We start from the raw sequence: 24,855 nt of genomic DNA, 5'->3' as shown, positions 1-24,855 counted from the left end.
ACGGCGCTTCAGGATTCCCGAATCCCAGGAGGTACGACGCCGACAAGGCGGCAAAGGTCGGCAAGCCTTCATAACATTAAGGATTCGCGCATGGCGCTATTCACCCGTCGGCACGCACTCGGTCTCGGTATCGGTGCGTTGAGTGCTGCAGGAATTCGTGCCGCACCGGCGGCGGCCGAATGCGGGACCGAGATGCATGGCATGTCGGTGTACGGCGACCTGAAATATCCGGCGGACTTCCACCATTTCGGCTACGTCAATCCGGACGCGCCGAAAGGTGGGTTCTTCTCGCTGATTCCGTCGACGCGCGCCTACAACCAGTCCTTCCACACCTTCAATTCGGTCAATACCTTCATCTTCAAGGGTGAGGGCGCGAAGGGCATGGAGATGACCTTCGCGACACTGATGGTGCGCGCCGATGACGAGCCCGACGCGATGTACGGCCTTGCCGCCAAATCGGTGCAGATTTCGCCGGACAAGCTCAACTACCGGTTCACCTTGCGCTCTGAGGCGCGTTTCCACGACCGTTCGAAGCTGACTGCGCAGGATGTCGCCTACTCGCTCAATACGTTGAAGGAAAAGGGGCATCCGCTGATCGTCCTGCAGATGCGCGACTTCGTGAAGGCCGAGGCGCCTGACGACGCCACCGTCATCGTGACCTTCGCGCCCAATCGCGCGCGCGACGTGCCGCTCTATGTTGCTGGCCTGCCGATCTTCTCGAAGGCCTATTATGCGAACCGGACGTTCGCAGAGTCGACGCTCGATGCGCCGCTCGGCTCCGGCCCGTACAAAGTCGGCAGATACGAGGTTAACCGCTACATCGAATACGACCGCGTCAAGGACTGGTGGGCCGCCGATCTACCGGTCGCGCGCGGCAGCTACAATTTCGACACAGTGCGCTACGAATTCTACCGCGATCGCGATATCGCCTTCGAAGGCTTCACCGCGAAGAGCTATCTGTTTCGCGAGGAGTTCACCGCCCGCATCTGGGCGACACGCTATGATTTTCCCGCCGTGAAGGACGGGCGTGTTAAGCGCAAGACCCTTGCCGACGAATTGCCGACCGGCGGACAAGGCTGGTTCTTCAACACCCGACTCGAAAAATTCGCGGATCCGCGGGTTCGCGAGGCGATCGGCTGCGCATTCGATTTTGAATGGACCAACAAGACCGTGATGCATGGGGCCTATGCGCGCACCGTGTCGCCGTTCCAAAATTCGGACATGGTGGCGAGCGGCCCGCCGTCACTGGAAGAGCTGAAGCTGCTCGAACCGTTCCGCGGCCGGCTGCCCGACGAAGTGTTCGTCGATCCTTTCATCCCGCCGGTGTCGGATGGATCGGACAGGACCGGATCCTGCTGCGCAAGGCCGGGCAGCTGCTGCAGGACACCGGCTTTATGGTGAAGGACCGCAAGCGTCTGCTGCCGAATGGCGATATCTTCAAGGTCGAGTTTTTGCTGGACGAGGCCTCCTCCGAACCGCATCACGCGACCTTCATCAAGAACCTGGCACTGCTCGGGATTGAGGCGCAAATCCGCCTGATCGACGCGGTTCAGTATCGCGCTCGCGTCGAGTCGTTCGATTTCGAGATCACGACGGCGCGCCTCAGCATGTCGGCGACGCCGGGTGACAGCCTGCGGCCGTACTTCTCATCCCGGGCGGCCGCCACCAAAGGATCCTACAACCTCGCGGGCGTCTCCAGTCCTGCGATCGATGCGCTGATCGAGAAGGCGATCGCCGCTGAAACACGCGCCGATTTAACGTTCGCCTGTCGTGCGCTCGACCGCGTGTTCCGTGCCGGCCGCTATTGGGTGCCGCAATGGTACTCCAACATGCATCGGGTGGCCTACTGGGACTTGTTTGCGCATCCACCGAAGCCTCCGCGTTACGCCAACGGTGTCGGTGCGCCGGATATCTGGTGGGCCGATCCGGCGCGCTCTTCGCCGCCGCGTTAGGCCGAGGGCACGGGAGCCGTTGCGAGGTAGCTGAGGATAGCGCGAAGCGAAACTAAACCAATTGATGAGCTGACGCTGGGCGTCGATGTCTTGTCGGGCAGAAATTTGAGGGCAGTCGGAATGATGGCTTGAGCCCTTTGTCGGCCGCAGCATGTGATCGGCGTCGTAGCATCATCCATAACCTCGTCCGAGCTCCCTCAAGGAGCGAGCCTGCTTGCGGTGCGTCACCTTTCTGCGAACTGGGGATCTCCCTGTTCGTTCGTCCTCTGCCGGCCTGCGCACGCTGCATCAGGCGTAGGCTGGAGATTATTTAGCGAAGCGGGGGCCAAAGCCACGGGATGGCGCAAAGCTGCCCGCTAAAGGGAAAAACATGTGTGAACACTGCTCGCCGAATCTGCCTCATCCGATCGCGCCGTCCCGCCGTTCCCTGATGCTGTTTGCTGCTTCGGCGGTCGGCATGCTGCTTGGTGACAGGATCGCCGACGCGACGGAGGCAAAGGCGCCGCCTAAGCCAGATAACCTGCTCTCGCCGGACGCCTCGCTGAAGCGGCTGATGGAAGGGAACGCGCGCTATGTGCAGGGTGTATCGCGACGTAACGATTTTAAGCAGGAGCGCGAAGCTCTGGTCGGTGGACAAAATCCATATGCGGCGGTCCTAACCTGCGCCGATTCGCGTATTGCCCCCGAATATGCCTTCGACAGCGGACTTGGCGATCTGTTCGTCTGCCGTGTCGCTGGCAATTTCGCCAGCGATGAAACGGTTGCCAGCATGGAATATGCGGTGGCCGTGCTAAACACCCCGCTGATCCTGGTTCTCGGCCATGATCGCTGCGGCGCCGTGGATGCCACGATGAAGTCGCTGAAAGACGACAAGCCGCCGCCAGGGCATATTTCATCCCTCGTCGCAGCACTTGCGCCCGCGGTATGGGCGTCTTCTCTGGAAAGCGGGGATGCACTTGCCAATGCGATCCGGCAAAATGTGATCGATAACGTCAATAAGTTCAAATCAGCGACCCCAATTCTGAACGCGGCAGTTGAGCAGAATAAGCTGAAGGTCGTAGGCGGCCTTTATCGGCTCGACACCGGCAGGGTCGATCTGCTGAACTGACGGCTCGCATCAGCGCGCCCCCTCACGGGCCACTGACGCCATAACCTGCCCCTGCGCGAGGGCGCCAGGATATAGATGATCATTGGAATCTGGTGCAGCATCCCCGCTGTTGCGAAGATGAGAATGCATTTTTCAAACGCATAAGCGCCGCCCCCGCGGAGGAACGCGGGTCAAGGCGAATTGGGAGGCGCCAGTCGCCAAGACGCCGACTATACTTCCGAGATTACGGCTTCGAGTGAATGTCCTTCGACAACGCCGCGGAACCTTCACCCGAGACGGGCGATCTGTGAAGTGAGTTTTCCGAGCTCGTAGATGATAATGCGACCGCAGTCGTCGAGGAGTGGACGGACACGGAAAGAAAATTGGACCAGCGCCGGACCTTTGTCCGCAGGACTTTCGGCACTCCCCGGGGCGAGCCGAGCCGATATTGGACATACGCATGCCCCAGAGGCTTCGGTACAAATCGTACGATTAAGGGCCGCCCAGGGTCAGGCTGGATTGAAGATCACATAGAGCAGGATCAAGGCCACGACGGCCGTCCAGCCGATTGCAGTGACGAAAACCGATACTTGCGTCGACATCGGACGGCCTCTCCTGCATGAAGCAAGCGAAGAGAACCGCCAGCGCCAGAGAGCGGCCTCGTGGATCTGCCTCAAACCTTACCTCCGCCATAAGCCCGGGACTCTTCTCCCTGTGAAGTCACAAATAATTCGAAAGCCCATGAAACAATTGTGACGTTGCGAAAGCGACACACCCACAACGCTCGTCGCCCCTTAGTCAATCCCTTGTCTGCCGGCGCGTCATCGTCGCGATTGCCAGCGGCCTTTAGCGAGCCGCTATTGGCGCAATCATCTGCCCATTGGCGCCGCGGTTGCTGCGGTCGCCCGGTCGATTTCCGTCTGGACGCCCGCTCCAGGACCGACCATGGTCACGCGTCGGCTGGTATCGCACCTGCACGGTCCTGCGGCGCGCTCCGATCGTGAACATCGTGCCGAACTGGCATGACCGGATCAGTCACGCCGTGCCGTTCGGCAAGGACCGGGAATCCTGCTTCTCGCCGATGAAACACGCCGCCGCCCTCCCCCTCTAAGCCGGCTGCTGATTGAGAATCCGAACAGTTCGATGCTTCCGAGCTCAGGGCGACGACGGCCAAGTACAAGCTTCGCTGGACTACGCCACCGCCCAAGCCTGGCTGGAACTGGAGGAGAACGCGGCATCGAAGTTCACCCAGGTCAACGCTGAGTTGTTCGCCTGACCGGCCATTGTCTGCATTTGAGACCCATTGGTCCCAATCCGACACACAAATTCTGGCACGGCACATGCTGTCCAAGAGGCACCCGGAAGGTTGCGTCCCATCCGGAGATGAAAGGATCATCGTGCCAGGCTTTGTGGTGGCCTTTCAGAACAAGGCCGATCGGAGCATTCTCCAAGCGCGTGTAACTGCGGATTCCGCAGCGGAGGCGGCGCGTATCTTGCGAGAGAAATACCCGTCGCCGGCGTATACGTTCGTTTTCATCACGCCCGACCGCAACGATCACTCTGCCAAGCCGAAAGGTGAATCCTGACTAACTTTACGCACTTCCTCGCCGGTCTTTTTCGACTTCACAACTCAACAACGGATGGGGCTTGTCGGGCATGAGCGCTTGAGGGACATTGCACGTCATATTTATTGTGTCATGTCACATGCGTTGGCGTTCTCTAGAAGAATGCACGTTTTTAATTTTCACGTACTGGCCATGACTCTCCAGGTCCCATTTTGTAGCTTCTCGTTATCTATCCAAATGGCATTGCGCGCCTCGACGATCTCAAACACGATACGGCTATTCTGGCCAAGAGTGGCAAGGATTGGTCCGAGCGCATCAGGCGACTTGCTGCTCGTGTCCCTGATCTGAGCATTTTCACGATGGAGCTGGTCGAGCGCCACTCCTTCGGCTGGCAGATCACAGAGAAGGGCCGCGCGGTGCTCGAATACGTGGAGAGCCACGCTCGCGTGGCCGAGCGCCTGCCAGCCGCCGATGCAGACGCTCCGGAGCTTGCAAGCCCCATTCGCGAAGTCCCACCGATGACGCCGAACGTGCGTCGGCGAGCTCAGGGAAAATCGCGACGCCGACCCCACCCGCGTGCCCGCATCGCCTAGACCTCCGACCAGTTCTGCCGCCGAACGCAATGGCGTGTACGACTCAGGCGTTGCGCGCGGATTACAAAAGCCGTGCGGGATGGAGACTTAGGGCGGAGAAGGCTGCATCAGAGGTAGCAAATGCGGGCGCGGGTCCATCTCTTTCCTCGAACCTCGTCAGCTTCTCGAAAGCCAACCTTCCTAGCATTCGAACCTGGCCTCTGGATGACGAAGCCGCCCGTGACTGAACTCGTGACGAACCTTAGCTTACCCGCTGGGCGGATCTGCAAGAGGCTTTGTTCTCATAACAGAAAGGAGAGCTGTATGGATCCCAACCCGATCGACGGTGCCCGCTCGCCAGGATCGCCAACGGCGCACATCTGGACACAGGAGGATCACGATCTATTTAGTCAGATCATGAATGAAGCCGGACCATCATCATCTGCCGCGCCTGAGGAAGCGGTGGATGTCTCATTCGCCGTTCCCCAGAGATTTTCCCACGGTTCGCAAATCGCCCCGGACGCAATGGTCGAGAGACTGTTCCACCGGGGTCTCTTGCCGGACTCGGACCAGCCGACGATGACCTATGAGATCCAGGGTCACCGCTACACGGCCGGTTTGGATCTGTCCAACCGCGTTCGTCTCATCCATAACCCTCCGGACGACCAAGTGGTCGGAGCCGGGCGGGCGGGGGTACCGGATTTCGGAGCATTCTTCATGGAGAACCGGCGCCGGGGAACACCGCTACCGCAGCAATGGGCCACACCGGCGCTAATGGATAAGCTGCGCGAAGAGGGTTTCATGCCGACCGCAAACAACCCCACAACAATCCAGCTTAACGGCCGGGCCTACAAAGCCGAGTTAACCGAAGGAGGGTTTGTTAAGCTTACGCGGGTATGAGACTCAGCCCGAGTGTTGAACCGATCGCCCCGGGCTGGAGCGCTGCGGTCGTTTCGGTTGTTACTACCTAGGTAATTCACCGCTCAGCAGTGGACTGTCCGCGCCGCCAGCGGGTACGCATCATCGGGCCCGCTGGCGGGCCGCGACATGAAGCCCGCACGGCTCGACAAACCTAGCCAGTCCAAAAACCAACCTGACAAAGCCCGCAGGAGCCCAAGGCCGCCTGGGTTGAACCGAAGTTCTATGCCGACATCGAATATCGTGACCTCACCGCTTGAGGTCTGCTTCGGGCGAGCTAAAGGGGCGATGCAGAAGCTGTCCGTGCGTTTATTATTCCGCCCTCCGCTCCATGCTCGGCGGCGGCCGTAGTGCGGGCGTATCGGTCGTAACGTTCTCGATTACGAAAATAAAAGCGTCCAGATCAGTAGACCTGCAGCAAATGCCCAGAGTCCTAGGGTGCCGACTGAAATGATGCGATCAAGGTAGGACAAATCTACATCTTGCAACGTCTCGTAGCATATCCATCAACTGCAGGCCCCGCACTGGCCGCCGCGGCATACTTGGTCGACATTAATCTCGTCCCCCAGGTGCCCGTTAATGGCAACAGGTGCCCTCCTCGATCGCGAGATCGCACAGTTCACGATCGAGGATACCGAGATCAAAAGACTGATGACAACCACGGGCGCGAACCTCACGGTCGCGGCCGGCATCGTTGCTGCGATCGGCAGCCGGTTCAGTGCCCTCTACTTCGCGCTCAACCACGGATGCAGCAGCACCCCGACTCAGTGCATCCTTTGTGTGGTGACCGTCGACAAATGCTGCCCGTTGGGGTTCCTGTAACGATTGGCGAGGCTTTGGAACAAAGGCCATCTGGCCCGATCCAACAGTAAATTCTCCATGTTAGGGTCGAAGAGCGTGGTCATTCCATTCGACGCCTACGTCGCCACTGTGTGTCCGCCACCTTCGGCGAAATACAAGCTGAGCAAATCGTTCGATCCGTCTTCGGTGATCTTGTCCAGCATGCGCGAGAAGCTCGAAGGTTCGCCGAATCTGTATTTTTCTCTTTTCCGGATGGTGCCAAGCCTGCTTCCTGCAACATGGTGTTCTGTGCCTGAAGGTCGGCCTCGGAAGCTCCTGCCCCCTGCTTCGTAACGTATCCTTGAGATCCTGATACTGCTGCTGCCGCACAGCCGCTGAGGCGCGCCTTTGCGATCCGGGTATTAGCGCATTCATTCGGTTTTGGCGCGCTGTTGTTGAGATTGAGGAGCCACTCCGCAGTCAAGCCAACGCAGATGCCGTCTACATTCGCCTCAGGCAATTCGGCCGTCCTGTATTCGAACAGGGAGGTGCTCGGCCTGGCCGGAGAAGAGGATGTACAGGGGTCGGAGGAGCTTGAACTGTGACAATTTCCATCTGTGGTATGTGGCTTAATGCAGCAGAGCCCCATTTTGTCGGGCAGCTCCACAGGCGGCAGCGTCCTCCGCGGCGCGAGATCCGCAAGTGTTTCCGCAAAGCTATCGCTGTCGACCGACTGCGTCGGTTCATCAGCTTGGCTAGCGAGTGTGGATGAGGTGAAGCACTGATTCGATTGTACATGGCGCTTCGTGTTTCCCTTCGCAGTGAGTTCGGGCTGTTTAGGCCCTGCTGCGAATGATACTCAGACAAGCTGATAATGAGCTGACGGGCAGCTAGTGATGTTCTGAAATGCGTGCGCGCCCCGGAAGGAGGGCCAAATCTGCCGATCCTAAGCCCCGAAGCCAGAGGGCGATGTCATCGATCGTCAGAGCTGGTAGCCTTCTTGAAAATTCTAATGGGGTCGCGATTACCGATCCTGGCAGTTCACTGACATCGGCATCTTTCGCCGCACTGGCTACAACAACGCGGCAAGAACGATCGCGGAAGGTCGCCGCAACGGCTATGTGACGCAGGAGAGAACCCCTGTCAGCCAGGATGCGATCCTCGTGGGATGCAAGGTCGTCTCGAGCTGAATGCAGCGCCTTCAATCTTCAGACCAATGCACGCTTGTCAGCGGGCCGATCAGATCATGTGCGATCGTCATAATTAGTCCAACCGCTCATGGATCCTTCAATAGCGGACGGGAAACCAGCAGCAGCAGGGATTATCCTAAAGGCGCGTGTTTTTGAGCAAAACATCCCCCTCCACGGCGCGCGGATAGTGGGTCGCTACTTCGAACGAAGTTAGTAGCTCAAGAATCGCTTGCAAGGACAATTGCCCCTCGTAGAGCTCCCGGTCGCTATATTCCGTATAAATGAAGCGCGTATTGCTCAAAATCTGCATCCCCCCAGCGATGACATCAGATTCAGCTCCCTGCACATCCATCCAGATGAAATCGATGTTGTTCAGATTCGCTTCGCTGCACCAGTCGTCCAGCCGCCGCGTTTCAACTGAGATGGGGCGATCGAACCGAACCCAATCATATTCGGTAAGATGGTTCTTGGGTCGGCGAATTGAACCAGAGAGGTCCCATTCCTTCGCATCTCCATCTCCGTTGCTTGGATGGAAATCGATCGTTCCATTTCGATCGCTAATCGCGATCTCAAATAGCTTCACCTTGTCGAGGCGCGGACCCACGTTTTTCTTGAAGCGAGCGATCGCTCGGGGATCCGGTTCGAAGCAGTAGAGCTGCGCCTGCGGGCACAGCTTGAGAAACTGTTGCGTGTCGGTTCCGTCGTTGCAGCCGATATCCAGGATAACGGGATTAGGCTTCTGAAGAAGTGAAATAATGTGCTGATGAACTTCTAAGGAAGACACGGGAGCTTTTTCCATCGGCGCGGAGATCCATTGAAACTTCGTCCTCGAAGCTGCAATCACACGCCAGACATCCCGGTGCAATGCATATGAACGTATATAACCTATATCAGAGCATATAATGCATATGCCGACATGACGACAAACTTGGCCGAACGGGACAATGCGTAGTCGCTCGGCAGATCGCGGCATTTAGGACGCCATCGCCGTTGAAGCTAGCCAAATGGGAATATCGGCGAACGTCGAACGGATTCACGGTTCGACGCTGACCGTAGTGCACCACAGCGGGCGATCAACACAGAACGGTAGAGGGAGGGGCAAGGGACGGAGCCACCTCGCAAGGCAAGGAGGGGCCACCACTTGTTCTGTGGTTTCGCGAACCGCGCGGCATGGGTTGTCCGCGGCAACTCCGTCATGGAGCAACAACTGCCTCGCGCGCCCCGCCTGCATGCGGAGATCCTCGCTCGTATAGGTGAGGTCTGTCATATCCTTATCCCGGTCGCGGGCATTACCTCGCTCAGTGGAATTGTTAATTCATGAGCCGCTCTTCAGAAGATGCTCGCCGAAGCAGAACAGATCGATTTCTACAGCCGCTCCGACCTCATTCATCCAGCCCATCACGCTATCGCGCTCATCTGTGCAAATAACATGGCCGCTTCGGATGGTCCTAGCCCAACGATGCCTACGAAGCCCGGAGGTGGCATCGGAATGTTTCGATGAGTGGGCTTCCACAGATGCAGGCAGTATCGGCTGTTATTCACGTATTGTGATCGGGGCGGATGCAGCTGCATCACGCATTCCTCTTCATCCCAAAACAGGTCTTTAACGAAGCACATCTCTTCCCAGTTCGGACAACGCCGTGGAGTCGAGACAGAGACATGCTCCCAGCCTGGGCGAACTAACCCGGTGATGTTAAGTTTGCAGCCGCAAGGCCCCTGCACAAAGAAGAGGCCGCAGGGACCTGATCCAGGAGCGGTGGCAAATGGGCCATCTTGCACGCGGCCTGCTTCAAGCTTTTCTATGATCTGCGATCGCACGCCGCCTCCTTTGCTTCGCGGATGGCTTTGAAATCGACGTAGATGACGTTGTCTCGCGACTCATTCATCGGCGCCAGCTGGGCCTTCAGCGCAACGTTGAAGTACCATTTTTTAGGTTGCATTAACTGCTGCATCTCGAACAATCGGCTAAGAAAGCCGTAGATGTCGATCACTCGTCCATCCTCCACTGCCAATTGTTGAAGGCCGATGCACTTCTTTCCACAATCAGACGACGTGATCTCACCGGCACGCCAGGACGGCGCCTCGCCATCTCGTCCAGCTTTGCCTGAATGCAGGCGACAGTTGCCGCACGGATCCGCGCGATGCGATTACGAGTAGGCTTTTCAGCCGTGGTTTGTGCTTCAGCATCGAGATTGTCCCTTCAGCTCCACCTGCAGACTTGTCCCGAGCTTGCCTCAATACAGGTGACGATCTCATCGCGACTGGCAGGGACGGTTTGACTGCCTCGAGAAACAACGTTCCGAAGAGCGGCTCTTGCTGTCGCACTCGTCGCAGCTCGACCGGGTGCGCGCGTCGGGCGCTTCCGTTCCAAGGCGAGCCTGGCCCAAGGCCGTATATTGCTCATCGATGGCGGTCAGCGCTGGTGTGACGTAGCCGAACGAAGCGAGCCTTCGACGACTGAGGCAACTGTTGAGCTTGCGCCGTTTTGTCCTGCCGTTCAGGGCTCGTGCAGACGCCTGAGCATATGATGTAGCTACGTCGTGCCAGATTCTTTCAGCGCTAATGAATCGATACTTGGTATGCTCAATACAACCGTATCGAGGATATGTCGTACGTACTCCATTATTGCTGGCGCCCCTCTTGGGACCGCACCGGGTGATGGATCCCAAGGACGATAAACATCGCGGTCCGATGCTGCCTCATTCTTGATCATTTGTATGCTCTCGCTGCTCGCCGCAGCCTGAAACAGTGCCAATGCGACATCTATGTGGCCATGCGAGGTGATTTTGCGTTGAGAGCTAAATGGAGCTCGCATTCGCTGAGCAGCCATTTGCTGGTTCACAGAATGACTCTGACTCGCCCTGAAGCGAACCGGCCCTGTCGAGCGCAGGTGTGCGTCGGCTCGTCAGAGCAGCCGGCCGTCTGGGACAATGAACCATAGGCCCTGGTCGGGCTGAAAAGATTCGACAGTTGCCGTCGCCACGTCAGTAGGTCCTTTAAGTAGTCAGAGAACGATCCAACGAACGTTTTTATTCGATCGAGCTGACGGCAACCTGTCCAACGGTGAATGGTTAGGCCACGTCAATACGGCTGCAAGTTCTAACGCATTGTTGCCAGCTCGGCGCAACGAAGGACTTGCTCTCTGTCTTGGCAGTCGTGGCGGTACACGGATCGCGCCGACGCCGGGTCGTAACTCGGATTGGGCTGCCCTTCCTTGCGTCACGAGCGAGGCGAAGCCCTTTCATCCTGGTCAGTCAGGTAGGCAAGCGGATCGCGGTTGTCCAGCTTACAGGTTTCGGCCGGGGAAGCGATGGTAGCAGTGCTCCAGCTTGCCGAAGAGAACGGCAGATGAAGCGCTTCAAATCGGCACGACAGCCGCGGCGCTTCTTCCTATCCACGATCCCATCGCGAGACCGTTTCACCTGAGCCGCCATTGCTTGACTTCTACCACTTATTGCAAAGCCCGAGGGATCGCCTTGGAGAATGGACGGACATCACGTCGGTCGCCGCCTGAAACCTATGCTCTTCCTCCGCCCAAGTTCCGTCGGATGCTGGTTGACGTGACGGTGGCCTTCCCGATGCTCTTTAAATTGGGGAACTCTTTAGGTTGGGGAAACAACCTGCAAGTTGGGGAACCACCTGCCCGTAAGCTCGTCGTCAGCTCGTCTGAGTATCACTCGCAGCAGGGCCTAAGCAGCCCGCACTCACTGCGAAGAGACTGAGGCCGAAAGGAAACATGAATCGCCATGTATAATCGAATCAGTGACTCATCCACACGCGCTACCCAAACTGACGAACTGAGCCAGCCGGGGGATAACGACAGCTTTACGGAAACACTTGCGAATCTCGCAATGCAGAGGAGCCTGCCGCCCGACAAAATGGGGTGCTGCGTCAGCACGCCGCGTGCCTCGGATCCAGACAACCCCAGTGCATCCTCTGCGGCGAGGCCGAGCACCTCCCTGTTCGAATACAGGACAGCTGAATTGGCTGACGCGAATGTAGACGGCATCTGCGTTGGGCTGACTGGAGAATGGCTCAACAATCTCGGCAGCAGCCCGAGATCCCGAATGAATGCGCTAATACCCGGATCGGAAAGGCACCGCGCGGCGGCTGAGCGGCAGCAGCAGTATGAGGACCTCAGGGCTGAGTTGCGACGCGACGGAGCAGAATCTTCTCAGGCCAACATGCAGGCAAAAAACACCGTGTTGCGGGAAATGGGCTTGGAACCATCCGGACGAGAGAAGGAGTACAATTTCGATCCTGCGAGCAGCTTGCGTATGCAAGGCAAAATCACCGCCGACGGATCGAACCATTTGCTGAGCTTACGTTTCGCCGAAGGTGGCCGACACACAATTGCGACGTCGGCGTCGGATGGAAGGACCACGCTGTTCGATCCCAACTATGGAGAATTTTCTGTTCGACCAGACCAAATGGATAGATTGTTCCAAAGCCTAGACAATCGTTACAGGAATCCCAACGGGCTGCATATATCGACGATCACCACACAAAAGATGTGATGAGTCGGGCCTGCGGGGCGCCGGCGAGTGGCGCCTTCTGTGAAGGCGCGTCCTCGACAAGATAGCTAGGTCGACGTCCCCAGTCCCGAAAGCGTCCGGCGAAGGCCGCGGGGTACCTGTTTTTGAGCGCAACCGCGAGCGTTCCGCTCGTGCTTGCGATGATGTGTGGACGGCGTGCTGTTGGTGATTGACGGCCGTTTGGCTTGATGGCCTCGTTTCTTCCGAGGAGCGACGGCATGTCGATCGAAGACCAGCTTCGGGAACGGCTGAAGAAGGTGGAGGCGCTGTATTTCGGCGCGACCACCGATGGAGAACGCGGCGCCGCGGGAGCCGCGGTAGAACGGCTGAAGGCCAAGCTCGAGGAGGTGAGCCGTCGCGATCCCCCCATCGAGATGAAGTTTAGCCTACCAGACCAATGGTCGGTCCGGCTGTTCATCGCGCTGTGCCGGCGTTATGGCGTGCGGCCCTTCCGATATCCGCGGCAGCGCTCGACGACGATCATGGTCAGGGCGCCGCGACGCTTTTTCGATACCGTTGTGTGGCGGCAGTTCTCTGAGCTGCATACGGATCTCTGGCTCTATTTCGAGCAGACCACCGAGCGGCTGATCCGGGAGGCTATCCACGCCGATACCGCTGACGCCGAGACCGCGGTCGAACCGGCCAGCCTGCGCTGACGCGCACCTGTTGCTATCGTTCGACGTGGTCGCTCTGATCCGGCGTAACAGTGATCAGGCCGCCTGGACGGCAGCTGGCGCAGCGCATTTCCACTCCCAAGGCAGGAGTTCAGCAAGACGGCCTTGAGGAATGCCGGCGACGCGGACGAGCACATCGGCGAGCCAAGCTTTCGGGGTCGATATCGTTGAGCTTAGCCGTTTATTCCGACTGCCGAACCATGCCGAATTGGCTTTTTTCCCCGAGATTCACCGTGATCCGCGCCAGCTGTGGCAGCCCTGCACTATGCGTGGCATGTCATCCTTGGTCAGGATGGGTTGAAATTGCGCCTGTTCGGATCGTCAAAGTAAGCATTTGCGGAAACGGGCATGAGGCGCCCCGCTCGTCGTGCGAGGTGTTTGCGCGATGCCGCCTGGCACAAGGGGGCCGCTGGAGATGCCGCGATGGCAGTACCTTATGCCAGGCCGGCTCGTCACGTCGAGGCGATCGATGGGAAGCGGCGTCTACCTCGCTGATTGCAGATCCCGTCCTCCAAATGCTGTTGTGCCGATCATTCTCCAACTTCAGCGCGTCACGAGCCGAAATCCGATCTCCTCACGGACGAACACACTATTCACTTCTCTCGGTCCTGTACGGATTCGGTTCGCTGGCGGTCCTATACTCATCCAAATTGCCGCCCAGAAACAAGCGTCGGTCTCTCGGGTTGGTGTTCTGCCTCGCGACGCCATGAGGTCCACATCGGCGTCTATGTTGTCGTGATCCTCGACGGTCATCTCAAGCGCAACACTGCTCATGATCCTTTCAGGCGTCCAGGCATGCGGGCTCGCTTTCAATGTGCCCGCGAGAAATGCCGGGCCTGAGCTTCGGTAATCCGCGATTATCGACAGCCCACGCGTGCTCTTCACCCGCGAGGCACGGCGTCTTAGGACATCGGGTCGCTAAGCACTTGATGGCCTATCCGAATAGACGCCGTGGAGGCTGCAGCCGGTGTTTTGAACCTGACGCACATTGTATCGCTGCAGACCTTGACACAAATCGCCGTGCTTCGCGCGGCGAGAGAAGCGCGCCACCCGCGCCCTCGATGAGCGATGCCAATCGCCGATCGTGAGGTCACCACAGGATGCATCGCGCTCGTCAAGCCGGTATTAAGGCCCGAGAGGCGAGCGCCACCATCCCTAGCCGGTGTCCACTTGAGGACGAAGATGCCGGAAACCTGACAAAGCAATCACCTATTCCAGCGGAGACGCCGACATTTATGTGTGTTTGGCCCCTCCTCAAGCACGGATCGCACCAATTCGCGAGCGGCACGACGATTGCTGGTTGAGACGCAAACAGCCGCTGCGGCCCAAGCGGTCAAAGCGGCCCGTCAAAGGAGCTTCCGATGAGGTTTGCCCGACTGATCCTTGTCAATTCGATTTTGATCCTGCTCTTGCTGCTTTTGCTCGGAAATGCCGAAGCGGCGAACATCAAGATGGTGGCCGCCGTAAACTTCCGCATGCTGACCAACGCGCTTGCCCCGGAGTGAGGCGTATGGATGCCCTTTCGACAGAAATCTGGCAATCGACTGCACTAACGATTGAGCTTGCAAGCGTGACGACGGTGATCCTCCTAGTTGTCGGCGCGCCACTCGCGTGGTGGTTAGCCCGCTCAAAGACCATTTTGGCCGAGGTGATCGCGACGATCATCGCGCTGCCGCTCGTACTACCGCCAACGGCACTCGGCTTCTGCGTACTGATCCTACTCGGCCCGAACGGCCCGGGCGGCCTTCTCGCCTCGTTCTGGGGCGAGCGCACACTCGCCTTCACGTTTGCAGGGATCGTGGTCGGATCGGTTCTCTCAGCGCTGCCTCTGGTGGTGCAGCCGATACGTGGCGCCTTTGTTACGATGGGTAACCGCCCGCTGGAAGATGCGGTGACTCGGCGCGCCTCTCCATTGGATGCCTTCTTCACGACTGCGTTGCCATTGGCGGGACCGGAGTGCCTGAAGGCCGCGGTGCTTGGCTTTGCTCACACGATCGGTACGTTCGGCGTCGTGATGATGATTGGCGGCAACATTCCTGGGCGCACCAAAGTAGTGTCAGCCTATGTCTTGGACTATGTTCAAACGTCGCGCTGGCGCGAAGCAAGTTGGCTTGCCGGCGGCATGGTGATGTTCGCCTTTGCGGTCATCCTCACTTTAACACTGATCGACAAATTTTATGGACGGAGGAGCGCGTGAGGACAGGTGCATCAGGCCGGATCGAACCGCCTTCAGCGGCAGTGTCGTTGGCTTTTCGGTCGATGCGCAGTTCAACTCGGCTGCCGTAACACCATGGTCGCTCCAGCATCACTGGGCCGGAGCATTTGCCAACCGGGGTCTACACCATCGATAGCGAGACCGAACCATCGAGAGAAGCGATTTATGACGCATGGACCAAACCTCGGCCGCCCGTTCGATGTTTTGGACCATTTTACATGGCCGGATGACCAAGGCAGACATTTCTTATGGCGCCAACGCGCCCTCAGGATAGACAAGGACGGACGGAGCACCAGAATGCATCGCTCCTTGTCGCGTCTGGCCCGGCTGGGCGTGATCTCACCGCGTAAAATGCAACACCGGCGTGATCCGATCATGTGATCGAACGACGGGATTGCACGAAAGGGAGATCGATCCATCCTTTGAGAGAGAGGAGCTGATGACGACGTCTGTCACAGCCGCGGCGGCTGCCGGGATCGCCCTCAATTCAGGACAAGGCGCGCCTCTGCCTCAGGCCACGAGCGATGACGTCGGAGTTTCGCAGCAGCGGCTCGCCTGGCTGGACAAGTTCTTCACTCGCGAGATCGCAGACCAGCGTGTGCCTGGTGCGGTGGTCGCAACCGCCAGAGACGGCAAGCTGATTCACTACAAGGCGTACGGGCAGCTCGATCCAGCAAAAGGAACGCCCATGCCGCTCGATGCGGTGTTCGCGCTCGCCTCGATGACCAAGCCAATGGTGGCGGTTGCTGGGCTTACGCTCATGGAACAAGGCCGCCTACCCCTGCGCGCGAAGCTCGCGGATTATTATCCAGGGTTCGCCAACATGAAAGTGGGCGTTCCGCAACCTGACGGTTCATTAAAATTCGAAGCGCAGACTTCGCCGATCTATATCCATGATCTTTATCGCCACACATCCGGCCTGACTTATGGCGGGCGGTCTGACAGCTCAAGCCAAGTATCCGGTCTCTATCCGGATTTCGCGGCTCCAGCGATCAAGGGCGATAAACAAGCTTTCATCGACGATATTACCAAGCTGCCACTGGCGCACCAACCGGGAACGGAATTCGAATACGGCTTCTCGACCGACGTGCTGGGCGCTGTCGTGGAACAAGTCAGCGAACAGCGATTGGGCGAGTATCTTGCTGACAAGCTGTGGGGCCCGATCGGGATGCAAGATGCCACTTTTCACCCCTCGGAGTCACAGCGCGAGCGCCTTGCGCGTCCATTTCCAGACGACCCGCTGACGGGCAATCCACAGGCCGTTGAGCTGCTCGACAGGCCAACGAAGTTTGACTGCGGGGGAGCTTGTGCGTTCGCGACAGTCGGTGACTATTTGCGTTTTGGACAAATGCTGTTAAACGGCGGTGAGCTCGAAGGACGGCGCATTCTTGGTGCCAAGACGGTGCATCACATGATCTCCAACCACCTTGGGCCAGAGATCAAGAATAACGTCGCCGATGTAGAGCCGCACCGTGCTGGCTTCGGCTTCGGGCTCGGAGTGGCGGTGCGTATAAACGAGGGTCTCTCGGCAGTGCCAGGAAACCCAGGCGAGTTCACCTGGACTGGCGCCTACGGTACGCAGTTCTTCTGCGACCCAAAGGAGCGTCTTGTCGTCGTGGTGGGAACGGCAGCGCCTGGAGAAATCCGGAAGTATTACCGCGAGCAAGTCCAGGACATCGTTTATGCCGCAATAGTTCGGTAATCCACTTGCCGTCGGGCTCGCGGGCAGAGTGAACAGTGATCGAGGAACCGAGTGAAGCTTGACAGCTGATCGCAATCGAACTCGAAGAGGCCTCCGGCCTCACAGGCCAGCCTTTGCGAAACGAGATGGTCGACAGGCAACACAGTGCTTTAGGCGCCTCGAAATCGTACAGCTAGCTAATGCGCGAAATCGCCCAGCGGATGGTAGACAGATTTTGCTCTTGGTTCGGCTGCCGAAACTCATAGGATTTCCAGGTTGACAATCTCAGGCTTGAACGCCCCGCCGCGCTCGTCATTCGTTCTGACGCAGAAATCCCGAGTATCCAAGAATTCACCGGTTGCCCGCGCGGATGATTCGAATTCCCGCCTCTCATTGAAGATTAATTGACAACCGAAGCGGCTACTGCACCACTCCCTACGCTCACCTTCCGCACGAGTGGGAAAGTCCTGCAATCCGAAATCGGATCGCTGGGTAACATGCGCCTGAAAACCGCCTGCCGGGCGGGACGATCCCGGATACCCTTACAGCCGGTTTGGTGGCGTCCAGGGCGGGGCAGAGTGAGCATCGCCACGTAAATCGTGTGGTGTGGGTGTATTCACATCAACCAGTGACTCAAGACCGCCGTAATTGTCCGGCGACGGAGCCCTGACAGAGGACGACGGTCGGGCGATGTCCTGCGCGGCCACGGCGTGAACAAGCGCATTTCTAAAGTACCTGGGCTTTGCTTTGGGCCGAACGGCCAAGGACTTCGATACCAGAATTGATCCAGAGTATGATCGGGAATCAAAGCACACAGATTACGGTGGCAAACCAGTCGGGGCTTTTGCAGCGTCGTCGCACCACGACTATGCGAGCTTCGTAGAACGAACGCCCTGACTTCCCTCAAGGAACTTTAGTCGCCTGCCACAGCCGGCGCGTCGTCGTGCTTGAGGTGTCGCTTCCGGATATTGTAACTCACCAGCCAGATCACGCCGACCGCGATCGGCACGAAGAGTGCGGTTAGGAACGAGGGCTCTACTCGCAGTCCGACATCGTGCGCGCCCTTGGCAAGATAGCTAAACAGGCTGACCACATAATATCCTATCGCCCCGACCGACAATCCTTCGACCGTGCACTGCAGCCGAAGTTGCTGTCTCGAGCGCTCGTTGATAGCCTGCAACAGGTCACGATTCTGTCGTTCGATTTCGACGTCGACACGGGTTCGCAACAGATCGGCGGCACGCGCGAGCTTGACCGACAGCGTCGTCTGACGGTCCTCCACGGTCGCGCAGGTTCGCATCGCCGGCGCCATGCGGCGCGCCAGAAACGACGACCAGGTCGGATAACCCGCGACATCGTCGCCTTCGATGATGGACAGTCGCGATTGGACCAGCTCGTTATAGGCCCTGCTGGCGCCAAAACGAAACAGGCTACCGGTCGCGCCTCTTTCGAAGGAGGCGGCCAACGCCGTCAGTTCGGCAAGCAGATGGTTGTTGAATTGCAGCCCCTCTGCGCTCTGCATTTTTTCGAGCGCCTCGACAAGACGGCGGTCGATGCGATCAACAGACGGTACAAGCTCAAGGGCCGCCGACAGGCCAAGCAACGCCAACGGACGGTAGGTCTCGATTTCCAGGAGCCGTTGCACCAGTGCTCCGAGATCGTGCGACGTCAACCCGAGGTCGCAGACGAGGATTTTCGTGAAGCCTTTTTCGTCCACGCGGAAGTCCGAGGCGGCAACGCCTGCACCGCTCTTTGTGGCAACCATGGCCAGGCTGTTCTTGTCAAAAATCTGTTCGGCGCGCTTGGTCGGCGAGGCGCCCTGCTCCACTTCTAACTTGATCGCGACCAGCAATTGTCCGGTCTGCCGCAACGCGCGGATCAGCGATTGGACGGTATCATCGACTTTGTCGAATTGGCTAGCGGCAGGACCATTCGCGTTAGTCCAGATCCAGGTGAATGTTGTAAATTCCGAATGCTGCTCCCAGCGTAGCATAGCGGGTCCGATCACAATCTGATGATGTTTCGTCGATTGCTCAGGCGGCGGAAGATTGTGCTCCAGGCAGAAATCGATAAAGCGGCAGCGATCGCTTGCGGCCGCCTCGCCCTGCGCAAGAAAAGCGAAGTGGATCACGCTGAATGGCGAAACAAGGCGCGTGAAAGGGCGCGCGTGCACTTCGCCGAGCACGGCGTCGCGTTGCGGATGTAGCTTAAAGGTTCGCAAATCCAGTTCATCGATCATGTATTGACGCCTCGCTTCAGAGTGAGCAAGCAACCGTCAGCCTTGACGCGAGAAGCATTGGCGGTGCTGGAAAACGGGTGCACGCGCAAGGCACCGATCGAACTCGTATCGACGATCGATACCGAGACCGCCTTCAACTCGTGAAAAAGGTCTTGCGGGAGCAGGATCAGGCCAGCAGCTTGAGGCGGAACAGCTTCATCCAGCTTTCGACGGACGCCGCCAACGACGGCTGCCGGGTACGGACCGGCGTCTATGGCGAAATGCCGGTATTGGGGATCCATGCGCGTAGCCGTGCGCCAGCAAGCCGTTCCGTGATCTCGGCGGTGGCGTGCGGCCCCGTGTGACGATTGCCAAGATCGACGTGGACATGGTTGTCTGCCCCAAAATCCTGCTGACATCGCCCGCCATCGAAGGGGTGCCGCGTGCAAGTGATGGTACGCCGGCCCGCTTCCGAGAACAGCTTTCCGGTGGCGAGACGGATGCCGCGCGAGATCGTAGTAGGCAGGAGCGTCTTCCGATTTTGCCGCGGGGTGCGGACAGGCGACCTCCGGCGCCGGCATTGGACCGGCAACTGCATTGTCGATTGACAGATCGAGGCCCAAACGCGACTCCCAGACTTTGCCGCCGCCATCTATCCTGGCGCGGAGTAAGCGGTGCAGGATTTGGGCCAGCGCTGTAGAAGGGAACGCTCGCGTTTTTTTTGGCGCAATGTGGCTTTCGAACAGTCGGAGGCGGGTCTCAGACATGAAGCGCGCTTGCATTCTGACAGAAGCGCACGTGGCGCAGGCCACAGGGAATGACCTGTTTCGGTAAGATGATCGCTCGCCTGCCGCTGCCAAAGCCGTACGCTTGGCTGTATTGTCGAAATTGATCTGCTGTTGGTGCGGTCGGGCGGGCCCGTCAGGTAAATTGCGTCGCGTGCTCAAAGCGGCACACTTCTTGGCCTGCGATCTAACGGTGCACTCAACAAGGGCTCCTAAACCAAGTCTCGTCCGTTTATCGCTGGAAGCCGACTTATTGGGCGTGATCGCCTTGTCCGGCTTGGGCATTGACTTGACTTCCCAATGATCGTCGATTGCGGGCGCAAGCGTCTCCTCATGCGAATATCCCGAGGTGGCAACGACGATCCCCAACGGCACGGTACCTCCCGGGCCATTTCGATTCTGCTGCGAACGGATGGCGATGCCCCTTCAATTCCACCGCGCCATCGAACATCTTGAAGTATGGAGCGCAAGCGAGGATGGCTTCTCATTCGTGATCACCTATGAGAGCCCCGCCGGCCCCGGCTTTCACGGACGTCCCGGCTATGTGGCATCATGGCGCCCGCTTCACCAGAGCCGTGGCGCCATCAAGATCGGTGGCTCGCCCTTCAGAACGCTCGCCAAGGCCGAGGAGGCGTGCAACAGGATGCCGGAATATCTGACGGGAGAAAACTGATGTGAGGCTACGTCGCGCATCGCTAGCGCCCCGCCGCTACGTGCCCCTGACCGGCAGAGTTCGAAAGCCTCTTTTACGTGCTCGGGGATGCCTCCTTTCATCTGGTATGCGGCTCCGTGCTTAACTAAGTCACGCTACGCACCAAGGTTGGTTTCCGGTGTGCCCGCTACGAATCCGCGGAACGGAGACTCACCGCTGTGAGATCAGGAAACAATAATCTCAGTGGTTCGGTCCACTTCTTCATTGGACCATTATCTCCTGCATAGCGGCCCGCTGGGCAATTCGCTCAACCGAGAAGCGTCTCGTCGAGTGCGATCGACTTCGTTCCGTTCCGCAGTTGCCGCCCCCCTCCGGGAACGCCATTGCACCAGCGTCACCACTCCATCGAGCGGGCCTCAAGCCTCCGGAGGTGATTATGCAATACGATCGGATAGACGCCCGCATCCTTGAAATTGTGCAAAAAAACAACCGTCTAACGTCCGAGGTGATCGGCGAACTCGCGGGGCTTTCTGCTACCGCGTGCCAACGACGACTGAAGCGGCTCCGTTCGGAAGGCCTCATCGAGGCCGATGTCTCAATCGTTTCGCCGAGGGCCGTGGGACGACCCATCCAAATGCTTGTACTTGTGACCATGGAGCGGGAGCGTTCAGACATAATCGATAGGTTCAAGAAGGCCATCAAATCGTCAGCTGAAGTCGTCAGCGGCTTCTACGTTACTGGCGATGCGGACTTTGTCCTATACGTTACCGCACGCACCATGGAAGATTATAGCAGTTCACCAGGTGCTTCTTCTATAAGAACCCGGATATCAAGGGCTTCAAAACGATGGTCATATTGGATCGCGTGAAGGCGGGGTTTGCTGTTCCAGTTGAGACTCCGTCCGAGGATTGACCAAACGTTGATGCACGTATCTCAATCCTTGCGGACTCGCGCCGTGATGCTGGAGGACGGGCGGAGGCTTCACCTCACCGTGACGACGCCGCGCGCAGGAACTTTTGTACGGAACGATCCAATCTGAAGCCGAGATGACACACTCAGGGCAAGAAACGAGACTGTTCGTTCCTTACGTACAATGTGTGTCGGAGTACTTTTAGCGCGACGTCGTAAAATGCGCCCAAGGCCAACACTCAGAACTCCCGTGAGTCTCTGGCACAGCGTGGCTTACCGCTTTCAGCGGAAGGGGGGCAGGCCCCGCCTTCGTTTCCCCCGGCCATCGTCTCCATCGGGGTAGCGCGGGCGGGGCTATTAATTTCCAGTCGGCCCCTTGAGGGCGAGCCGGCAGCACATGCGCGTGAAACAGCTAGAGGCGCTAATCGGATTGCCACGTCCACCGTGCGGAGGCAGCGACGTGACGCTGACGCCCAAGGCGAGCGCTCGTACACGCCCCCAACTGTCCGGTCGAAATACGTCGAAGAAAAACGCTCTAACGCAGGATTTGAGCGTCAGAGCGGGGTTCGTTGCCTCAATCAACAGCAAAACATTGTTACAATCAAACTCAATTCCCCCATTAGCCAGCGGGCGGAGGCGCCAGGAACCGCATGCCAGGAGAGGGACCATGACCGATCACGTGCCCGCCGTCTGCGAAGCGCTCGACTGCTCGAGCGATGCAGCTCTCAAGCAGGTGTCTGGCACACAGACGATGCTTCAGCGGCCTCTTACGTCGCGCCCCAAGAAGCGGTGCTTTGTCAAAAATGGGGTTCTCGCGAGTCTTTCTGTGCAAGACCTCGCGGCAATAGAGGAGTGCCTTGAGCCGATCGTCCTGAAAGAACGTATGGTTCTTCAAGAGCCGAAAACGCGTGTCGAGCACGTCTATTTCATACAGTCGGGCCTCGTCTCGCTAAGGGTTGTCGCGGCAGGAAGCATGCTTGAAACGGCCGTCATAGGATATCGGGGGGTGGTCGGCGCTTCGTTTTTGTGGGGAGGACATCTTTCGATGCATCAATCTGTGGTGCTGTTTGCCGGAAGCGCGCACAGGATCCGTGTCGAGGAATTGCGTCGGGTGATAAAGGAGCGTCCTGAGATCCGGGAGCATCTTTTTGAGTACGTTCAGGCGCTGACATATCAGTGCGTTCAGACAGGACTATGCGGGGTTCGGCACGATCGGGAACAGAGGCTCGCGAGCTGGCTTTGTTTGGCGAGTGATGCTGTTGACGCTCGTGTGCTGCCAGTGACCCATGACTACCTCTCCTCCGCCTTAGGATTGCGCCGTGCTGGGGTAACGGAGACGCTAAGTCGATTCGAAGAACAAGGGTTGATTCGCAAGATGCGCGGCGTTTTGCGAATCGATGAACACGAGTCTCTCGAGCAAAGGGCATGCTGTTGCTACAAGCTTGTCTCCAGCGCTTATGCCTCGTCGCAGTCCGTAATCTCAGTAGAAGAGCCAGTGAGCTAGCAAATTCGCCAAGGTCTTCTGCCTCACCACTTCAGTTGTTCGTTTTTTTTGAAACGAGTTGGCTGTCTGGGTCAATCCATCAATCGGCCTTCGAGAAACTGCCCCGCAGGTCGGAAATGATTGGGGAGCAAGGTGGCCGGCCTCTTCCGTAAGCTTAAGCGCTCTGTTTGAGCTGAAGCAGTTTGGAGGATCTTCGTGAAAATGGAGAGCACTGCTTGGCCTGATGTGAGGAGTGATCTTGCGTCCACACGGCGAGGCGCCGCGATATTCCTGGACAATCTAGCAGATGGGGTCATCTGCGGCGCGACAGGTCGGCAGACCTGGGCTGCAAAATGGACGGAGATTGGAGACGCTCAGTGCCTTCTTGCTGACCGCAATATCAACAAGAAGGCCTTCGACGAGGCGGCCGAGGCCTGGCTTTGCGCGCTAACCTCCTTTGAAGTGGCCAGGCGCCTGATTAATAAAGACGATCCGAACAGTGGAGACATTTCGGCGAAAGTCGACGCAGATATACATAGGTTCGGATTGTCTCTGCGGCAGAAGGTTGAGCGGGTGCAGATTGCGTGGTGCGATCAAGCTGAATTTCCAGCCTACTATGTGCCCGCCGGTCATCCCGATTTATGCGCGCCGGCGGTCATTTGCATCAGCTGCGAACAAGAGACAGGAGCGACACTTCTCGGGAGACTCTTGCCGGCGGTGATTGGTCGAGGCATGTCGGTTCTTGTTATCTCCCATGACGACGTCTCAAATCGCTCGGGTGTCGAACCGGAAATGTTGTTGTCGTGCTGCTTGGACTATTTGTCATCGCGGCCTGAGGTTGATGCCGGTCGGATCGGCGTCTACGGAGACGGATTGTCGGCTGCGCTAGCTACCGCCTTCGCGGCGTCTGATCGCCGCGTTGCAGCGGCGGTTTGCGACGGCGGCCTTTGGAGTTTGGCGCGAGATCTTGCGGCCGTCAGCTGGATGACGAGAGCTGCAGATGCGGTCGACGAGGACATTGTGTCGACGCATCGCTCAGGTGAGAAACGCGATTGTCCGTCCGCTGCGTACTGTGTTCGTCGGAGCGCAGCCCACCGGACCAAGTATATTGGTTGATTACGTATCATGGCAGACAGGAATAGCAGCCGCCCTGAAGCATCGGAGACAACGGATGAACAGCGCGAATTGAGGCGCTGCAAGCAAGAACTTGCACGCCTCCGAGCGCTGGTTGTGCAGCTATCTGAACTAGTCTTACGTAACATAGTAGAAAGGGCAGAGCGTGGACGGAATTCGTAGGGCCCGAATGACAAGCCGGAAGGAGACTCGAGGGAAAATGGCATTGCAATGAAGTCATCTCCTTTTTTGCGTTTCTGGTCGGTCAAGACTGGGGCGACCTCCATTGAGTACGGCCTGATCGCGGTGGCGATTTCCATTCCTCTTATCCTTGCGCTGAATGGTCTGCGCACAAACCGAAACGTTGATTGCAGCTCTTCGCCTTTGTCCAACCTCTCAACCGACCAGCTTGACAAGTTGGATGCCGCACGCGAACGCAGCACGCGCAAGCAACAGACCTTCGAAAAGACTCCCGCTGGTTCTTCGGACCGATGATATGAAGGCGATAGGACAGGATTGCTGCGGC

The 24,855-nt window shown here is 58.2% G+C and carries 19 protein-coding genes and 3 pseudogenes; 15 read left to right on the top strand and 7 right to left on the bottom strand.

All coding sequences use genetic code 11. From position 1 onward, the window contains the following. Nucleotides 1-90: 90 nt before the first annotated feature. The 5 genes and pseudogenes from ACFFWD_RS07985 (at nt 91) to ACFFWD_RS07965 (ending at nt 6,916) form a co-directional block, all read left to right on the top strand. Nucleotides 91-1,952, top strand: a pseudogene (locus ACFFWD_RS07985) (extracellular solute-binding protein). Nucleotides 1,953-2,322: 370 nt separating this feature from the next. Beyond that, the gene (locus ACFFWD_RS07980; RefSeq protein ID WP_376963266.1) at nt 2,323-3,060 is read left to right on the top strand and encodes a carbonic anhydrase; all 738 of its coding nucleotides are present in this window, start codon (nt 2,323-2,325) and stop codon (nt 3,058-3,060) included. A gap of 1,903 nt (nt 3,061-4,963) precedes the next feature. Next, entirely contained in the window at nt 4,964-5,197 is a 234-nt protein-coding gene (locus tag ACFFWD_RS07975) for a hypothetical protein (protein WP_376963263.1), read from the top strand. Between the two features lie 303 nt (nt 5,198-5,500). After that, nucleotides 5,501-6,076, top strand: a complete 576-nt coding sequence (locus tag ACFFWD_RS07970; RefSeq protein ID WP_376963260.1) for a hypothetical protein — start codon at nt 5,501-5,503, stop codon at nt 6,074-6,076. Between the two features lie 597 nt (nt 6,077-6,673). Then, nucleotides 6,674-6,916 carry a hypothetical protein gene (locus ACFFWD_RS07965; protein ID WP_376963257.1) on the top strand — a complete coding sequence of 81 codons (243 nt, stop codon included), beginning with the start codon at nt 6,674-6,676 and terminating at the stop codon, nt 6,914-6,916. A gap of 60 nt (nt 6,917-6,976) precedes the next feature. Here ACFFWD_RS07965 and ACFFWD_RS07960 read toward each other — a convergent pair whose 3' ends face one another. The 4 genes from ACFFWD_RS07960 to ACFFWD_RS07950 form a co-directional block, all read right to left on the bottom strand. Beyond that, nucleotides 6,977-7,309 carry a hypothetical protein gene (locus tag ACFFWD_RS07960; RefSeq protein WP_376963254.1) on the bottom strand — a complete coding sequence of 111 codons (333 nt, stop codon included), beginning with the start codon at nt 7,307-7,309 and terminating at the stop codon, nt 6,977-6,979. Between the two features lie 891 nt (nt 7,310-8,200). After that, complete coding sequence (locus tag ACFFWD_RS07955; protein ID WP_376963313.1) at nt 8,201-8,848, bottom strand: FkbM family methyltransferase; 648 nt, start codon at nt 8,846-8,848, stop codon at nt 8,201-8,203. 614 nt (nt 8,849-9,462) lie between these two features. Beyond that, nucleotides 9,463-9,786 carry a DUF7694 domain-containing protein gene (locus tag ACFFWD_RS45250; RefSeq protein WP_446680515.1) on the bottom strand — a complete coding sequence of 108 codons (324 nt, stop codon included), beginning with the start codon at nt 9,784-9,786 and terminating at the stop codon, nt 9,463-9,465. A gap of 77 nt (nt 9,787-9,863) precedes the next feature. Then, complete coding sequence (locus tag ACFFWD_RS07950) at nt 9,864-10,055, bottom strand: hypothetical protein (RefSeq protein WP_376963251.1); 192 nt, start codon at nt 10,053-10,055, stop codon at nt 9,864-9,866. Nucleotides 10,056-11,810: 1,755 nt separating this feature from the next. Here ACFFWD_RS07950 and ACFFWD_RS07945 point away from each other — a divergent pair. Both ACFFWD_RS07945 and ACFFWD_RS07940 read left to right on the top strand, forming a co-directional pair. Beyond that, nucleotides 11,811-12,581, top strand: coding sequence for a YopT-type cysteine protease domain-containing protein (locus ACFFWD_RS07945; RefSeq protein WP_376963250.1), 771 nt, complete (start codon nt 11,811-11,813; stop codon nt 12,579-12,581). A gap of 236 nt (nt 12,582-12,817) precedes the next feature. Continuing rightward, nucleotides 12,818-13,255, top strand: coding sequence for a hypothetical protein (locus tag ACFFWD_RS07940; RefSeq protein ID WP_376963247.1), 438 nt, complete (start codon nt 12,818-12,820; stop codon nt 13,253-13,255). 54 nt (nt 13,256-13,309) lie between these two features. On the opposite strand, the pseudogene ACFFWD_RS07935 reads toward ACFFWD_RS07940, so the two are convergent. Further along, nucleotides 13,310-13,454, bottom strand: a pseudogene (locus ACFFWD_RS07935) (transposase domain-containing protein); the annotation flags it as partial. A 1,180-nt stretch (nt 13,455-14,634) separates the two neighbouring features. Between ACFFWD_RS07935 and ACFFWD_RS07930 the strand changes: the two are divergent. From ACFFWD_RS07930 to ACFFWD_RS07920, 3 genes are all read left to right on the top strand, one after another. Further along, entirely contained in the window at nt 14,635-14,778 is a 144-nt protein-coding gene (locus tag ACFFWD_RS07930) for a hypothetical protein (RefSeq protein ID WP_376963245.1), read from the top strand. 5 nt (nt 14,779-14,783) lie between these two features. Beyond that, the gene (gene modB, locus ACFFWD_RS07925; protein WP_376963242.1) at nt 14,784-15,470 is read left to right on the top strand and encodes a molybdate ABC transporter permease subunit; all 687 of its coding nucleotides are present in this window, start codon (nt 14,784-14,786) and stop codon (nt 15,468-15,470) included. Between the two features lie 457 nt (nt 15,471-15,927). Next, nucleotides 15,928-17,190: a serine hydrolase domain-containing protein gene (locus tag ACFFWD_RS07920; protein WP_376963239.1), complete on the top strand. Its 1,263-nt coding sequence runs from the start codon at nt 15,928-15,930 to the stop codon at nt 17,188-17,190. Between the two features lie 892 nt (nt 17,191-18,082). Here the strand turns inward: ACFFWD_RS07920 and ACFFWD_RS07915 are convergent. Both ACFFWD_RS07915 and ACFFWD_RS07910 read right to left on the bottom strand, forming a co-directional pair. Further along, a complete protein-coding gene (locus tag ACFFWD_RS07915; protein WP_376963236.1) occupies nt 18,083-19,408 on the bottom strand; it encodes a DUF3422 family protein in 1,326 nt (441 codons plus the stop codon). Continuing rightward, nucleotides 19,405-19,689 (bottom strand): hypothetical protein, encoded by a 285-nt coding sequence (locus ACFFWD_RS07910; protein ID WP_376963233.1) that lies wholly within the window; start codon nt 19,687-19,689, stop codon nt 19,405-19,407. Before ACFFWD_RS07910 ends, ACFFWD_RS07915 begins: the two co-directional genes overlap by 4 nt. Nucleotides 19,690-20,590: 901 nt before the next feature. Between ACFFWD_RS07910 and ACFFWD_RS07905 the strand changes: the two genes are divergently transcribed. From ACFFWD_RS07905 to ACFFWD_RS07885, 5 genes and pseudogenes are all read left to right on the top strand, one after another. Next, the gene (locus ACFFWD_RS07905) at nt 20,591-20,845 is read left to right on the top strand and encodes a hypothetical protein (RefSeq protein ID WP_376963231.1); all 255 of its coding nucleotides are present in this window, start codon (nt 20,591-20,593) and stop codon (nt 20,843-20,845) included. A 415-nt stretch (nt 20,846-21,260) separates the two neighbouring features. After that, nucleotides 21,261-21,736: pseudogene (locus ACFFWD_RS07900) on the top strand (Lrp/AsnC family transcriptional regulator). Between the two features lie 664 nt (nt 21,737-22,400). Next, nucleotides 22,401-23,237: a Crp/Fnr family transcriptional regulator gene (locus ACFFWD_RS07895; RefSeq protein ID WP_376963228.1), complete on the top strand. Its 837-nt coding sequence runs from the start codon at nt 22,401-22,403 to the stop codon at nt 23,235-23,237. 195 nt (nt 23,238-23,432) lie between these two features. Beyond that, complete coding sequence (locus ACFFWD_RS07890; protein WP_376963225.1) at nt 23,433-24,332, top strand: alpha/beta hydrolase family protein; 900 nt, start codon at nt 23,433-23,435, stop codon at nt 24,330-24,332. A gap of 228 nt (nt 24,333-24,560) precedes the next feature. After that, nucleotides 24,561-24,824, top strand: coding sequence for a Flp family type IVb pilin (locus ACFFWD_RS07885; RefSeq protein ID WP_376963223.1), 264 nt, complete (start codon nt 24,561-24,563; stop codon nt 24,822-24,824). Nucleotides 24,825-24,855: the final 31 nt, after the last annotated feature.

The organism is Bradyrhizobium erythrophlei, from assembly GCF_042430365.1.
Classification (GTDB): Bacteria; Pseudomonadota; Alphaproteobacteria; order Rhizobiales; family Xanthobacteraceae; genus Bradyrhizobium; species Bradyrhizobium erythrophlei.
Note: the sequence above shows the minus strand (reverse complement) of the source record. Positions and strands in the feature narration are given on the sequence as shown.

Coding starts and splice junctions, on each gene's coding strand:
- ACFFWD_RS07960 (WP_376963254.1), bottom strand. CDS start 7,309: ATGAATGCGCTAATACCCGGATCGCAAAGGCGCGCCTCAGCGGCTGTG.
- ACFFWD_RS07945 (WP_376963250.1), top strand. CDS start 11,811: ATGTATAATCGAATCAGTGACTCATCCACACGCGCTACCCAAACTGAC.
- ACFFWD_RS07975 (WP_376963263.1), top strand. CDS start 4,964: ATGGAGCTGGTCGAGCGCCACTCCTTCGGCTGGCAGATCACAGAGAAG.
- ACFFWD_RS07910 (WP_376963233.1), bottom strand. CDS start 19,689: ATGGATCCCCAATACCGGCATTTCGCCATAGACGCCGGTCCGTACCCG.
- ACFFWD_RS07885 (WP_376963223.1), top strand. CDS start 24,561: ATGAAGTCATCTCCTTTTTTGCGTTTCTGGTCGGTCAAGACTGGGGCG.
- ACFFWD_RS07895 (WP_376963228.1), top strand. CDS start 22,401: ATGACCGATCACGTGCCCGCCGTCTGCGAAGCGCTCGACTGCTCGAGC.
- ACFFWD_RS07940 (WP_376963247.1), top strand. CDS start 12,818: ATGTCGATCGAAGACCAGCTTCGGGAACGGCTGAAGAAGGTGGAGGCG.
- ACFFWD_RS07980 (WP_376963266.1), top strand. CDS start 2,323: ATGTGTGAACACTGCTCGCCGAATCTGCCTCATCCGATCGCGCCGTCC.
- ACFFWD_RS07930 (WP_376963245.1), top strand. CDS start 14,635: ATGAGGTTTGCCCGACTGATCCTTGTCAATTCGATTTTGATCCTGCTC.
- ACFFWD_RS07970 (WP_376963260.1), top strand. CDS start 5,501: ATGGATCCCAACCCGATCGACGGTGCCCGCTCGCCAGGATCGCCAACG.
- ACFFWD_RS07965 (WP_376963257.1), top strand. CDS start 6,674: ATGGCAACAGGTGCCCTCCTCGATCGCGAGATCGCACAGTTCACGATC.
- modB (WP_376963242.1), top strand. CDS start 14,784: ATGGATGCCCTTTCGACAGAAATCTGGCAATCGACTGCACTAACGATT.
- ACFFWD_RS07905 (WP_376963231.1), top strand. CDS start 20,591: ATGCCCCTTCAATTCCACCGCGCCATCGAACATCTTGAAGTATGGAGC.
- ACFFWD_RS07920 (WP_376963239.1), top strand. CDS start 15,928: ATGACGACGTCTGTCACAGCCGCGGCGGCTGCCGGGATCGCCCTCAAT.
- ACFFWD_RS07915 (WP_376963236.1), bottom strand. CDS start 19,408: ATGATCGATGAACTGGATTTGCGAACCTTTAAGCTACATCCGCAACGC.